Below are 12185 nucleotides of genomic sequence, written 5' to 3'. Positions count from 1 at the left end.
CGCCATGTCCGGCAGCGCCGCATACCTGTACGGCGACGACCCGGTGGAGATCAACGCCGGCCGAGCCAAGGCCACCATCACGGTCAGCAACACGGGCGACCGCGCGATCCAGGTCGGTTCGCACTACCACTTCTTCGAGGCCAACCGCGGCCTCGACTTCGACCGCAACGCGGCCTTCGGCAAGCACCTCGACATCCCGGCCGGCACCGCCGTGCGCTTCGAGCCCGGCGACACCAAGGACGTCACGCTCGCCGAGTTCGCCGGGCACCGCCGGCTGGTCGGCTTCAGCAACCTCGTGGACGGCGGCGTCACCGCCCGCGACACCCGGGCCCGTGCCATCGACCGGGCCATCGCCCTCGGCTTCAAGGGCACCAACCTCGACCACAAGGACCACCTGTACGGCGGGGACTCCCACACGCACACCCACGAGGAGGGCGACCACTGATGGCCATCCTGTCCCGCAAGCAGTACACGGACCTGTTCGGCCCCACCGTCGGCGACCGGTTCCACCTCGCCGACACCAACCTCGTGGTCGAGGTCGAGCAGGACTTCAACCAGGGCCACTACGGCGACGAGGCCGTCTACGGCGGCGGCAAGGGCATCCGCGACGGCATGGCCCAGGACCCGGCCGCCACCTCCGTGCAGGGCGCGCTCGACCTGGTCATCACCAACGTGGTCGTCATGGACCCGGTGCTCGGCGTGGTCAAGGGCGACATCGGCGTCAAGGACGGCTTCATCACCGCCGTGGGCAAGGCCGGCAACCCGCACACCCAGAGCGGGGTGCACCCCAAGCTGGTGATCGGCCCCGGGACCGACGTGATCTCCGGCGAGCACCTGATCGCCACCGCCGGCGGCGTCGACACCCACATCCACTTCATCGCCCCGCAGCAGGCGCAGGAGGCGCTGAGCAACGGCATCACCACCCTGATCGGCGGCGGCACCGGCCCGTCCGACGGCACCAACGGCACCACCTGTACGCCCGGCCCGTGGAACATCGGCCGGATGTACCAGGCGGTCGAGGACCTCCCGGTCAACGTCGGGCTGCTCGGCAAGGGCAACGGCTCGCTGCCGGGCGCGCTGCGCGAGCAGGTCGAGGCCGGGGTGTGCGGGCTCAAGGTGCACGAGGACTGGGGCAGCACCCCGGCCGCGATCGACAGCGCGCTGCGCGTCGCCGACGAGTACGACGTGCAGGTGGCCATCCACACCGACACCCTCAACGAGGGCGGCTTCTTCGAGGACACCCTGTCCGCGATCGACGGCCGCACCATCCACACCTTCCACACCGAGGGCGCGGGCGGCGGCCACGCCCCCGACATCATGCGGATCGCCGGCGAGCCCAACGTGCTGCCGTCCTCGACCAATCCGACCCTGCCCTACACCGTCAACTCGGTCGACGAACTGCTGGACATGGTGATGGTCTGCCACCACCTCAGCCACGACATCCCCGAGGACGTCTCCTTCGCCGACTCCCGGGTGCGCGCCGAGACCATCGCCGCCGAGACCGTGCTGCACGACGAGGGCGTCATCTCGATCTTCTCCTCCGACTCGCAGGCCATGGGCCGGATCGGGGAGACCTTCACCCGCGCCTTCCAGACCGCCCACCACTGCAAGGCCCAGCGCGGCAAGCTGGCCGGCGACAGCGAGCGCAACGACAACTTCCGGGTGCTGCGCTACCTCGCCAAGCTCACCATCAACCCGGCGATCGCCTCCGGCACCGCCGAGCACATCGGCTCGCTGGAGCCCGGCAAGCTGGCCGACATCGTGCTGTGGCCGATCAACTCCTTCGGTGCCAAGCCCAAGTTGGTCATCAAGGGCGGCATCATCAACTGGGCGCTGATGGGCGACCCCAACGCCTCGCTGCCCACCCCGCAGCCGGTCTACTACCGGCCGATGTTCGGCGCGTTCGGGCGGGCCAAGCAGGCCACCCGGATCACGTTCATGTCCCAGGCCGCCGTCGACCTCGGGGTGCCCGCCCGACTCGGGCTGGACAGCCGGGTGTTGCCGGTGCGGCACTGCCGCTCGGTCGGCAAGCAGCACATGGTGCGCAACGACGCCTTGCCGAAGATCGCGGTCGATCCGGAGACGTACAAGGTCACCCTGGACGGCGAGCCCGCCACCATCGAGCCGGCCCGCGAACTGCCGCTCAACCACCTGTTCTACCTCGCTTGAGCACCCCGGATCCGGGGTTGGACGCCCTGCTGGTCAGCCTCCAGCTGACCGACTCCGCCTTCCCCAGCGGCTTCTACACCCTCTCGCACGGGCTGGAGGGCTACGCCCAGGCGAAGGCCGTCACCGCCGACACCATGCCCGCGCTGCTCGCCGACCTGCTGCGGCACAGCGTCGGGCCGGCCGACGCCACCGCCCTGGCACTGGCCCACCGGGCCGCCTCGGCCGGGGACTGGGAGCTGCTGGCCGAGACCGACCAGCGGCTGCACGCCACCAAGCTCAACCGTGAGCTGCGGCTCGCCGCCACCCGCACCGGGCGCCAACTCCTGGACATCGCCCGGGAGTCGGTGGGTGGCGAGCCGCTGGACAGGTACGCCGGCCTGGTCGCCGACAAGCGCGCCCCCGGCTGCCAGGCGGTGGCCGCCGGGGTCGCCTACGCCTCGGCCGCCGTACCGGTCGAACAGGCCGTCGCCGGCGACCTGTTCGCCTTCTGCACCAGCTTCGTCGGCGCCGCGCTGCGCCTGCGGCTGACCGACCACCGCAAGGCGCAGGTGGTGCTGCGGGCCGCCGCCCCGGTCATCCGGGAGGTGGTGGCGGCCGCGCTGGTACGGGAGTTGGCGGACCTCGGCGGCTGCGTACCGGTCGCGGACGCGATGTCCGGGCGGCACGAACGGGCCGAGGCCCGGCTGTTCGCGAGCTGAACTCACTCACTCACTCATCAGGGAGATCGCATGACCGAGAACGTGCTCCGGGTGGGCATCGGTGGCCCGGTCGGCTCCGGCAAGACGGCGCTGATCGAGGCGCTGGTGCCGGTGCTGATCGCGCGCGGCCACCGCCCGGCGGTCATCACCAACGACATCTACACCCAGGAGGACGCCCAGCACGTCCGCCGCACCCTGGCCGGGGTGCTGGACCCCGAGCGGGTGGTCGGCGTGGAGACCGGCGCCTGCCCGCACACCGCCGTCCGGGACGACCCGACCATGAACCTCGCCGCCGGGGCCGAGATGCTGGAGCGCTTCCCCGACGTCGACACCCTGCTGTACGAGTCCGGCGGCGACAACCTGACGCTGACCTTCAGCCCGGTGCTGGTCGACCTCTTCCTCTTCGTGCTGGACACCGCCGAGGGCGAGAAGATGCCCCGCAAGCGAGGCCCGGGCATCACCGAGTCGGAGCTGCTGGTCATCAACAAGATCGACATCGCCCAGTACGTCCGCGCCGACCTCGGCATCATGGAGTCCGACGCCCGGCGGGTGCGTGAGGGCGGGCCGGTGGTGCTCACCAACTGCCTGACGGGGGAGGGGCTGGAGGAGATCGCGACCTTCCTGGAGACCTTCCGGAAGGTCCCGGCGTGACGGCTCCCGTGGCGGCCGGTTCGGGGGCCGGTCCGGTGGATGATCCCGGGGCCGGTGCGGCGGCCGGTTCGGTGGCCGATCCGGTGGCCGATCCGGTGGCCGATCCGGTGGCTGGCCGGGTGGCCGCCCCCGCGGCCCCGCCCCGGCTCGACCCCCGGCACTACGAGCCCGCCCGCGTCCCGTACGAGGTCCGCCGGCACGCCGGGACGCCCGACACCCTCGCGGTCGGGCGCCCCGGCAAGGTCGGGCTGCTGGAACTGGCCTTCGAGAGGATCGGCGGACGCACCGAACTCACCGGCCACTACCAGAAGTCGCCGTTGCAGATCATGCGCCCGCTGTACTTCGACCCGGCCCGCCCCGACCTCGCCGTCACCCTCCTGATGTCCACCGGCGGCGGCATCCTGCAGGCCGACCGGCTGCGCACCGACATCCGCTGCGGGGCCGACGCGGCGGTCCACCTGACCACCCAGGCGGCCACCAAGGTCTACCGGATGGAGTACGACTACGCGACGCAGCTGGTCAACCTGGAGGCCGGGCCGGGCGCGTACGTGGAGTACCTGCCCGAGCCGGTGATCCCCTTCGTCGACTCGCGCCTCTACCAGCGCACGGTGCTGACCGTCGACGCCGGGGCGACGGTGCTGGCCGGTGAGACCGTGCTGGCCGGCCGCCTCGCCCGGGGCGAGCGCAACGCCTACCAGGTGTTCGCCTCCGACCTCGAAGTGCGGCGTCCGGGAGGTGAGTTGGTGGCCCTGGACACCGTACGGCTGGAGCCCGCCGGCGGCGGAGTGGCCGGCCCGGCCGTGCTCGGCGGGCACGATGTGATGTCCAGCCTGTACGTGCTCAGCCCGCTCGCCCCGGCCGCGCGGATCGCCGACGTGCTGCACGAGGCGCTGGCGGAGCGCGGACTGCTGTACGGGGTCAGCGTGCTGCCGCAGGACAGCGGGGCCTGGCTGCGGCTGCTCGACTCCGACACCCGGGCCTGCGCGGCCGCGCTGCGGGCGGCCTGGGACGCGGTGCGGCGGCTGCTGATCGGGGTCCCGGCGCCGGACCTGCGGAAGACCTGAGGGCCTCCGGGGCCAGCGGCCGCGGGGTCAGGGGCTCTCGGGATCCTTGTGCGCCAGGCGGGCGATCTGCCGGTGGCTGAGCTCGACCGTGCGGTCCATGTGCCGGAGCAGGAAAGCGAGTTCGGCCTCGCTGTCCTCGGCGAAGGCGGCCGCCCAGTCGCCGCCGAGGTCCCGCCACACCTCCCCGAAGCGCCGCAGTGCGTCGGGGAGGACGGCGACCAGGACCCGGCGGCGGTCCGCCTCGTCCCGCCGCCGGGTGACCAGGCCCGCCTTCTCCAGCCGGTCGACCAGCCGGGTCGCCGAGCCGCTGGTGAGCCCGGTCAGCTCGGCGATCCGGCCGGTGGTGACCGGGCCGTCCTCGAGGGTGAGCAGGTTGAGGCACTGGACGTCGGTCGGGTGCATGCCGAGGTGGTCGGCGACGGCCTGGTTGAACAGCACGTAGGAGGCCAGGTAGCGGCGTGAGACCGGCCAGAGCCGGGCCATCAGTTCGTCGCGGGAGGGCGTCATGGGGTCAGGGTAACCGGCGGCCCGATGGAAAGTTGTGCCGCGCAGGGATCTGTCCGGATGTTGCCTGCATGGCGCAGTTAACTGGCGAGCCGCCCGTCGCCGTCACCGGCGCCACCGCCGTCGCCGCTGCCATCGCCGCGGCCAGTGGACGCCCGATCCGCTGCGAGGGGGTGCCGCGGAGAGAGTGGCGGAGCGGCAGCGAAGCGAACGGCGTGACAAGCGGCGGAGTGAACGGCGGAGTGAACGGCGTACGGGCGCCGGGCAGTGCGCCCGGTGAGCCGGGCGGGTTCGCGCCAGGCCGGCGGCCCCGGCATCAGTGCAGCTCAGGGCCCATGCCGGGAGGTCCGGGGCGGGCCCGGCGGTGGGCGGTGGGTGGCCGGTTCCGTACGGGCCGGTCGTCCGTGTGCCGATGATCCGCCCGCGGGCGGCCACCCCCGCTGCTACACCCGTTGGGCGGGCAGTGGCGCACCGGGCGCCCGGGCCCGACTCGGGAGGCACAGTGGGGAACCGGAGCGGAGACGACCGGATCTGGGTGCGCGGACACTACCGCCGCAGGTCCGCCCCTGGTGGCGCCGCCGTCAAGGGCGGCGGCTGGCTGATCGCGGGTGCGCTGGCCGCCGTCTGGCTCTGGGGCCACTTCGTCGGCTTCGCCGACACCCCGCCGCAGCCCGCCCCGCAGCACACCCCGGCCCCGACCGCGATCGGCGCCCCCTGATGGCCCGCCCGGGGGCCCGGCTGATCCGCCGCCCGCGCGGCGCGCGGGAGCAACTCGCGGCGGGTGTGGTGGGGTTGGCCGTCGCCGTGCTGGTCGTCGGGGTGGCCCAGGCCCTGCTGCGGTCCTGGGTGTTCCTCGCGGTGGTCTCGGCGCTCGCCCTCGCCTCCGCCGCCCGCGCGCCCGTCCTCGGCCGCGCCCGCACCCGGCGCCTCGCCGCCCTGCGGATACCGCTCGCCACCGTGGACGTCATGGACGACCGGAGCTTCGAGTACGCGCTGCGCGACCTGCTGGTCCGCGACGGCTGGAGCGCCGAGCGGGTCGGCGGGCAGTTCGACCAGGCGGCCGACGTGATCGGCCACCACCCGGACCTCGGCCGCATCGTCGTCCAGGCGAAGCACACCAGGGTCGCGGCGAAGGTCGGTGTGAAAGTGATGTACGAGGTGAAGGGCGCCGCGGGCCCCGCCCACGGCGCGGACGTGGCGGTGGTGGTGACCAACGGCGGGCTCACCCGGGGCGCCATGGCCTGGGGCGACCGGCACGCCGTCCACTGGCTGGACCGGGCGCGGCTGGAGGTGTGGGCGGCGGCCGGGGTCCCGCTGGAGGAGGTGCTGGGCCTCAGGAGGAGGCTTCCCGGCAAAGCCGCCTGACGGTCCGTCAGTTCAGAGTGGATGGCGCGCGGCAGGTCGGATTCGAAGGGGTGGCACGATTCGTCAGATCTGGCGGGAGCTGCCCCAGCGTTCCACGAACTTCCGCTGCCAGGGCGTCTCCACCGCGTGCCGGCTGTAGTGCTCCCGCACGTACCCGACCGCCTCCTTTGCCGGGACGCCGTCCAGCACCGCGATGCAGGCGAGCGCCGTGCCGGTGCGCCCCCGGCCGCCCGCGCAGGCGAGTTCGACCCGCTCGCCCCCGCAGCGCTCCCACGCCTCGCGGAAGGCCTCGGCCGCGTCCGCGCGGTCCGCGGGCAGCCGGAAGTCGGGCCAGCGCACCCAGCGGCTCTCCCAGGGGAGCGGCGTCGGTTCGCGGTCCAGCAGGTAGAAGCCGACGTCGGGCCGGGGGCCGGGCGGCAACGGGTTGCGGACGCCCCGGCCGCGCAGCAGCCGCCCGGAGGGCAGGCGCAGCACGCCGGGGGCCGCTGGGTCCCAACCGGTCCGCGCTGAAGGGTCGGTCATGTCGTCTCGCCGCTCTCAGACGCCGGCGTGGCCGACGAGCTTCAGGCTGTGCTCCCACAACTCCGCGCGGGCCCGCAGGTCGTAGGCCTGGCGGTTGGCGCGGGCCTCGCGCAGCCGGTCGTAGTAGCGGCCGGTGGTGCCCACGAGGCCGGGGTCGGTGACCAGCCGGTGGGTGGCGGTGACGCCGTCCTCCAGGGTGTCGATGCTGTAGCCGATCTCCCGCAGGACCATCTTGGTGGGCATGTACGTCGACGGGTGGAGGCTGTTGACGGTCACCTCGGCGGCGGGCACCCGGGCGGCGAGTTCGAAGCCGCAGGCGACCTGGGCGAGCTTGCTGCGGCAGTACGCGCTCATCCCGCTGTAGTCGTGCTCCAGCATCAGGTCGTCGAAGTCGACCTCCTCCTGCCCGGCGGAAGCGACGTTGACGATCCGGGCGGGGGCGCTGGCGCGGAGCAGCGGCAGCAGCTCGAGGCTGAGCAGGAAGCCGGCCAAGTGGTTGACGGCGAAGCGCAGTTCGTGGCCGTCGGCGCTGGTACGACGGGTGCGGCCGTCGGGTTCGCCGCCGCCGACGCCCGCGTTGTTGACCAGGACGTCGAGCCGGTCGGTGGTGGCGCGGACCTCGGCGGCGAGGGCGCGGACCTGGTCCAGCTCGGCGAGGTCGGCCAGCAGGGTGGCCGGGCGGTCGACGCCGTGGGCCGCGGCGATCTCCTCGGCGGTGCGGTCCAGTCGGCCCTGGTCGCGCCCGTGCAGCAGGACGGTGCCGCCCTCGGCGGCGAGGCGGTGGGCGAGGGCGCGGCCGAGGCCGTCGGTGGAGCCGGTGATGAGGACGGTCCGCGGCGGGGTGGGCGGGGTCATCGGGGTTCCTGTCATCGGACGGGGCGGCGGTGGCGGCCGACACCGCCCGGGGCGGTTGTCGTCGGTCGGGGCGGTTGTCGTCGGTCGGGGTGGCGGAGCCGGATCAGGATGCCACGTGCAGCCGGGCGGTGCCGGGCATTCCGGCCCGGTGGGCCAGCGCGGCCGCCTCGCCGCGCGAGCTGACGCCCAACTTGGCCAGGATGTTGGCGACATGGAACTTCACCGTGGACTCGCTGATGTGCAGCGCCTCGGCGATGTCCCGGTTGCGCCGGCCCTGGGCCAGCTGGTCGAGCACCTCCAGTTCGCGCGGCTGGAGCCCGTCGAGCGGGTCGGTGGCGGCGGCCGCCGCCGGTAGTCCGAGCGGCAGGTCGACCGTCACCGTGGTCCCCCAGCCGGGGACCGACTCGACGCCGTAGTGCCCGCCGAGGGCGGCGATCCGGTCGGCGGTGCGGTGGACGGCGAGGGCGTCGGCGGCGAGCAGGCCGAGGCCGTCGTCGCGCACCACCGCGCGCAGCGCGCCGTCCGCCGTGAACTGCCAGCCCAGGTGCAGCTTGGTCGGCTTCTCCTGTTCCAGCATCAGCATCACGGCGACCCGGACGGCGTCCCGAGCGGTGTGCGCGGTGTCCGCCGGGACGGACCGGGTGGCGTCGGACGGCGGGGCGAGGTCGAGCCGCACCCGGGTGTGCCGCAGCAGCGGGCGCAGCTCGCGGGCCAGCCGGGCGAAGGCGGCGTCGGCGGGCTCCTCGCTGAGCGCCCGGTCGAGGTCGGCGGCGCGGCGCAGGTCCAGCAGGGCGGTGACGGCCAGCTCGGTGGCGGCCCGGCGGGCGGCGGTGTCGTCCAGGTCGGCGGAGCGCAGCGGCGCCAGGACGGCGGTCAGGGCCGCGCTGTGGGTGCCGGTGAACTCGGCGATGGCCCGGGCGCGGGTGTCGGCGGCGGTACGGGAGATCATCGCGTTGGTGGGGGCGGCGTCGGTGGCGCGGTGCGCGGAGTGGGCGATCACCAGCTCGCACAGCTGCTGGAGGACGGCGAGCGCGCCGGGGGCCACCGGCCGGGCGTCGGCCCGGACGAGCACCAGCAGCACCCCCTTGTCGTCACCCGGCGCGGCGACCGCCACCACCGGCCTGGTGCGGCCCGCGAGTTCGGCCTCGCCCTGCCAGGGGCGGCCGGTCGAGGTCGTCGCGGCGGCGCGGTCGGCCAGCCGGGACAGCTCCAGGCCGGTGACGCCCTCGGTGACTTCGCGCGGGCCGTGGGTGTGGGCGGGGGCGTAGGTGCAGACGCCGCTGAGGTGGGCGATCGCGGTGTGCGGGACGAGTGTGCCGAGCACCTCGGACAGCCGCGGCACCAGCTCGGGCCGGGGCGCGCGCAGCACCTCGACGGCCCGCGCCAGCGCGTCCTCGGGGCGGCCCCAGTGCTGCTGCCAGGCGTCGTCCGTGCCGTCCGTGCTCTCGATGCCGTTCACGTCCATGCCTCTCACCCTAGCTTCGGAGCGGCTGCCGACCGCCCCTCCCTTCGGCCAGCTCGAACTGTCCGAACGGCCGGGCCGAGGGGCGGTGCGGGCGCCGCAGGATGGATCCGTCGGAACGAACAACTCCCGGACGAACCGAGGATCTTCCATGAGCAAGGCGATCGCCTTCCCCCAGTACGGCGGCGCGGACGTGCTGCGCCCGATCGAGATCGAGCTGCCCGCCCCCGGGCCCGGCCAGGTGCGGGTCGCGGTCCGCGCGGTGGGCGTCAACCCGCTGGACCACAAGCTGCGCAGCGGCGAGCTGGACGGGTTCTTCCCGGTCACCTTCCCCGCCGTGCCCGGCTACGAGCTGTCCGGGGTGGTGGAGGCGGTCGGCGCGGAGGTGACCGGCTTCGCGCCCGGCGACGAGGTGTTCGGCGCCCTGATGGGCGGCGGCTACGCCGAGCACGCGCTGCTGGCCGCCGACGAGCTGGTGCTCAAGCCGGCCACGCTGAGCTGGGAGGAGGCCGCGGCGATCCCGGTCGCCGCCGAGACCTCCGAGCGGGCCCTGGCCGTCCTCGGCGTCCGCTCCGGCGAGACGCTGCTGGTGCACGGCGCGGCCGGCGGGGTCGGCACCCTGCTGCTGCAGATCGCCCGGGCCCGCGGGATCACCGTCGTCGGCACCGCGAGCGAGACCAACCACGACTACCTGCGCGAACTCGGCGCCATTCCGGTGACGTACGGCGAGGGCCTGGCCGAGCGGGTGCGGGCCGCCGCGCCGGGCGGGGTGGACCGGGTGCTGGACGCGGCCGGCAAGGGCGGGGTGCTGCCGCTGTCCATCGAGCTGACGGGCAGCGCGGAGCGGGTGCTGACGATCGCCGACATCGCGGGCTCGCAGCAGCACGGCGTCCGCTTCTCCGGCGGCGCCGAGAACGGCGAGTCGTACCACCGGCGCGCCTTCGCGGCCGCCCTCGCCCTGCACGAGGCGGGCACCCTGCGGCTGCCGGTGCACCAGGTGCTCCCGCTCGCGGAGGCGGCGCGGGCGCAGCGGATCAGCGAGGAGGGGCACGTGCGCGGGAAGATCGTCCTCACGGTCTGAGTGGTCCTCACGGTCCGGGCGGTCCGGGCGGTCTGAGTGGTCCAGGTGGTCCGGGCTGGCCGGGCTGGCCGGGCTGGCCGGGCCGGCTGAGCGGCCGGAACTGTCTGACCAGGCTGAGCTACCGAGCCCGGCGGCGCGGGACCGGTCATCTCGCGGAAGCCCGGTCCCGCGCCGCCGCGCTCGGTAGAGTCCCGCCATGGTGACTCTGAACGCGGGGGGGCGGTTGGCCGGCCGTTCCTGCGTGGTGACGGGCGCGGCCGGCGGCATCGGCCGGGCCGTCGCGGAACGGTTCGTCGGCGAGGGTGCGTCGGTGATCGCCACCGACGTGGACGCCGAGGGGCTGGCCCGGCTGGCCGGGCGGTTCCCGGGGGCCGTCAGCACGGTGGTCGGTGACGTGGCCCGCGACGAGGACGCCCGCCGGATGGTCGGGGCGGCCGTCGAGCGGCACGGGCGGCTCGACGTGCTGGTGGCCAACGCCGGGGTGATCCCGCTGATGGACATCACCGAGGCGACCGCCGAGGACTGGGACCAGGTGATGGCCGTCGACGGCCGCGGCATGTTCCTGACCTGCAAGTACGCGATCGAGGCGATGCTCGCCCAGGAGCGGCCCGGCGGCTCCATCGTCTGCCTGTCCTCCATCTCCGGCGAGGCCGGCCAGCGCGGCCAGGCGGTCTACGGGCCCGCCAAGTTCGTCGCCTCCGGGCTGACCAAGCACCTCGCCGTCGAATGGGCGGACCGCGGCATCCGGGTCAACGCCGTCGCCCCCGGAACCATCGGCACCGAGCGGGTCGCCCGGCTGCGGGACGAGCCCGGCGGGCCCGAGTACCTCGCGGCGATCGAGAAGCTGCACCCGATGGGCCGCCTCGGGTACCCCGCCGAGGTCGCCGCCGCCGTCCTCTTCCTCGCCTCCGACGAGGCCTCCTTCATCACCGGGGCGGTCCTGCCGGTCGACGGCGGCTACCTGGCGCAGTAGGGGCGTACGGGCGCTCGGCCACCAGGTGTTGGTCTCCCACTTCCACCGGACGGTCGTCCGGCTCCAGGGCCAGCGGGTCGTCGGCCAGTTCGGCGATCCAGGTCAGCAGCATCGGAGCAGTGTCCCAGCGCGGGTTCGTCCTGCGCCGGGAGCGGCGCTAGCGGGCGAACAGCTCGACCAGCGCCGACACCCCGTCCGACCCGTGCCCGGCGTCGACGGCCCGCCCGGTCACCGCGAGCGCGGCGTCCAGGACGGAGGTGTCCAGGCCGCGGGCGCGGGCGGTGTGGGCGACGTGGGCGAGCCCGGCCGCCGCGGAGGCCACGCTGCTGCGGTCGCCCGGGTGGTGGCGCTCGTCCGCGCGCCGGGCGAAGTCCTCGATCAGCGGGCCCAGCAGTGGGGGCAGGCCCTGGGCGTACGGGGCGAGTTCGCCGCCGCCGATGCCCTCGGCGCGGGCCAGGGCCAGGGCGTGGGCCAGGCCGTGCACGGTGGTCCAGAACAGGTCCAGCAGGGCCGCGTCGAAGGCGGCCGCCCGTCCGGGGTCGGTGCCGACGTGCCGGACGGTGCCCAGCGCCCGGAGGGCCGGCTCGTGCGCGGCGAAGGCCTCGGGGTCACCGCTCAGCAGGACGGTGCCCGCCGGGGTGCCGATGGTCGGGGTGGGGGTGAGGATCGCCGCGTCGAGGTGGCGGTGGCCCCGGGTGGCGGTCTCGGCGGCGTTGGCGCGGGCGTCCGCCGGGGCGATCGAGGTGGCGTTGACGACGGTCCGGCCGCGCAGCGCCGCCCCGGCGGCGTCCAGTACCGCCCGGGCGGCCGGCTGGTCGCGGACGCAGAGCAGCACGAGCGG

General features: G+C 74.5%; 14 protein-coding genes. 9 read left to right on the top strand and 5 right to left on the bottom strand.

Annotation, left to right across the window (positions count from 1 at the left end):
- The first annotated feature begins 4 nt into the window (after positions 1-4).
- From BG452_RS44920 to BG452_RS44900, 5 genes are all read left to right on the top strand, one after another.
- Positions 5-445 carry an urease subunit beta gene (locus BG452_RS44920; RefSeq protein ID WP_188310188.1) on the top strand — a complete coding sequence of 147 codons (441 nt, stop codon included), beginning with the start codon at positions 5-7 and terminating at the stop codon, positions 443-445.
- A complete protein-coding gene (gene ureC, locus BG452_RS44915) occupies positions 445-2169 on the top strand; it encodes an urease subunit alpha (RefSeq protein ID WP_188310187.1) in 1725 nt (574 codons plus the stop codon). The genes BG452_RS44920 and ureC overlap by 1 nt, the downstream gene beginning before the upstream one ends.
- Positions 2166-2867: an urease accessory protein UreF gene (locus tag BG452_RS44910; protein ID WP_188310186.1), complete on the top strand. Its 702-nt coding sequence runs from the start codon at positions 2166-2168 to the stop codon at positions 2865-2867. Before ureC ends, BG452_RS44910 begins: the two co-directional genes overlap by 4 nt.
- 30 nt (positions 2868-2897) lie before the next feature.
- Positions 2898-3518, top strand: coding sequence for an urease accessory protein UreG (gene ureG, locus BG452_RS44905; RefSeq protein ID WP_188310185.1), 621 nt, complete (start codon positions 2898-2900; stop codon positions 3516-3518).
- A 119-nt stretch (positions 3519-3637) separates the two neighbouring features.
- A complete protein-coding gene (locus BG452_RS44900; protein WP_188310202.1) occupies positions 3638-4582 on the top strand; it encodes an urease accessory protein UreD in 945 nt (314 codons plus the stop codon).
- A gap of 27 nt (positions 4583-4609) precedes the next feature.
- Here BG452_RS44900 and BG452_RS44895 read toward each other — a convergent pair whose 3' ends face one another.
- Positions 4610-5089 (bottom strand): MarR family winged helix-turn-helix transcriptional regulator, encoded by a 480-nt coding sequence (locus BG452_RS44895; RefSeq protein ID WP_188310184.1) that lies wholly within the window; start codon positions 5087-5089, stop codon positions 4610-4612.
- Between the two features lie 532 nt (positions 5090-5621).
- Here BG452_RS44895 and BG452_RS44890 point away from each other — a divergent pair.
- Complete coding sequence (locus tag BG452_RS44890) at positions 5622-5804, top strand: hypothetical protein (RefSeq protein WP_223243682.1); 183 nt, start codon at positions 5622-5624, stop codon at positions 5802-5804.
- Positions 5804-6451, top strand: a complete 648-nt coding sequence (locus BG452_RS44885; RefSeq protein ID WP_188310183.1) for a restriction endonuclease — start codon at positions 5804-5806, stop codon at positions 6449-6451. Before BG452_RS44890 ends, BG452_RS44885 begins: the two co-directional genes overlap by 1 nt.
- 63 nt (positions 6452-6514) lie before the next feature.
- On the opposite strand, the gene BG452_RS44880 is transcribed toward BG452_RS44885, so the two are convergent.
- From BG452_RS44880 to BG452_RS47985, 3 genes are all read right to left on the bottom strand, one after another.
- Positions 6515-6973 (bottom strand): protein phosphatase, encoded by a 459-nt coding sequence (locus BG452_RS44880; RefSeq protein ID WP_188310182.1) that lies wholly within the window; start codon positions 6971-6973, stop codon positions 6515-6517.
- Positions 6974-6988: 15 nt separating this feature from the next.
- The gene (locus BG452_RS44875) at positions 6989-7828 is read right to left on the bottom strand and encodes an SDR family NAD(P)-dependent oxidoreductase (RefSeq protein WP_188310181.1); all 840 of its coding nucleotides are present in this window, start codon (positions 7826-7828) and stop codon (positions 6989-6991) included.
- Positions 7829-7931: 103 nt separating this feature from the next.
- Positions 7932-9293: a helix-turn-helix transcriptional regulator gene (locus BG452_RS47985; RefSeq protein WP_188310180.1), complete on the bottom strand. Its 1362-nt coding sequence runs from the start codon at positions 9291-9293 to the stop codon at positions 7932-7934.
- Positions 9294-9441: 148 nt separating this feature from the next.
- On the opposite strand from BG452_RS47985, the gene BG452_RS44865 reads away from it, so the two are divergent.
- Positions 9442-10371 (top strand): NADP-dependent oxidoreductase, encoded by a 930-nt coding sequence (locus BG452_RS44865; RefSeq protein WP_188310179.1) that lies wholly within the window; start codon positions 9442-9444, stop codon positions 10369-10371.
- Positions 10372-10567: 196 nt separating this feature from the next.
- Positions 10568-11344, top strand: a complete 777-nt coding sequence (locus tag BG452_RS44860; RefSeq protein ID WP_188310178.1) for an SDR family NAD(P)-dependent oxidoreductase — start codon at positions 10568-10570, stop codon at positions 11342-11344.
- Positions 11345-11501: 157 nt separating this feature from the next.
- Here BG452_RS44860 and BG452_RS44855 read toward each other — a convergent pair.
- Positions 11502-12185: NAD(P)-binding domain-containing protein (locus tag BG452_RS44855; RefSeq protein ID WP_188310177.1), on the bottom strand; the 684-nt coding region annotated here is incomplete at its 5' end.

Source organism: Streptomyces sp. CBMA123 (assembly GCF_014596465.1).
Classification (GTDB): domain Bacteria; phylum Actinomycetota; class Actinomycetes; order Streptomycetales; family Streptomycetaceae; genus Kitasatospora.
The sequence above is the reverse complement of the archived record's forward strand: the minus strand, read 5'-3'. Positions and strand labels throughout refer to the sequence as shown.

Bases quoted from the DNA above. Each gene is read 5' to 3' on its own strand.
- BG452_RS44865 (WP_188310179.1), top strand. From the start codon at position 9,442: ATGAGCAAGGCGATCGCCTTCCCCCAGTACGGCGGCGCGGACGTGCTG.
- ureG (WP_188310185.1), top strand. From the start codon at position 2,898: ATGACCGAGAACGTGCTCCGGGTGGGCATCGGTGGCCCGGTCGGCTCC.
- BG452_RS44860 (WP_188310178.1), top strand. From the start codon at position 10,568: ATGGTGACTCTGAACGCGGGGGGGCGGTTGGCCGGCCGTTCCTGCGTG.
- BG452_RS44895 (WP_188310184.1), bottom strand. From the start codon at position 5,089: ATGACGCCCTCCCGCGACGAACTGATGGCCCGGCTCTGGCCGGTCTCA.
- ureC (WP_188310187.1), top strand. From the start codon at position 445: ATGGCCATCCTGTCCCGCAAGCAGTACACGGACCTGTTCGGCCCCACC.
- BG452_RS44880 (WP_188310182.1), bottom strand. From the start codon at position 6,973: ATGACCGACCCTTCAGCGCGGACCGGTTGGGACCCAGCGGCCCCCGGC.
- BG452_RS44875 (WP_188310181.1), bottom strand. From the start codon at position 7,828: ATGACCCCGCCCACCCCGCCGCGGACCGTCCTCATCACCGGCTCCACC.
- BG452_RS47985 (WP_188310180.1), bottom strand. From the start codon at position 9,293: ATGGACGTGAACGGCATCGAGAGCACGGACGGCACGGACGACGCCTGG.
- BG452_RS44885 (WP_188310183.1), top strand. From the start codon at position 5,804: ATGGCCCGCCCGGGGGCCCGGCTGATCCGCCGCCCGCGCGGCGCGCGG.
- BG452_RS44920 (WP_188310188.1), top strand. From the start codon at position 5: ATGTCCGGCAGCGCCGCATACCTGTACGGCGACGACCCGGTGGAGATC.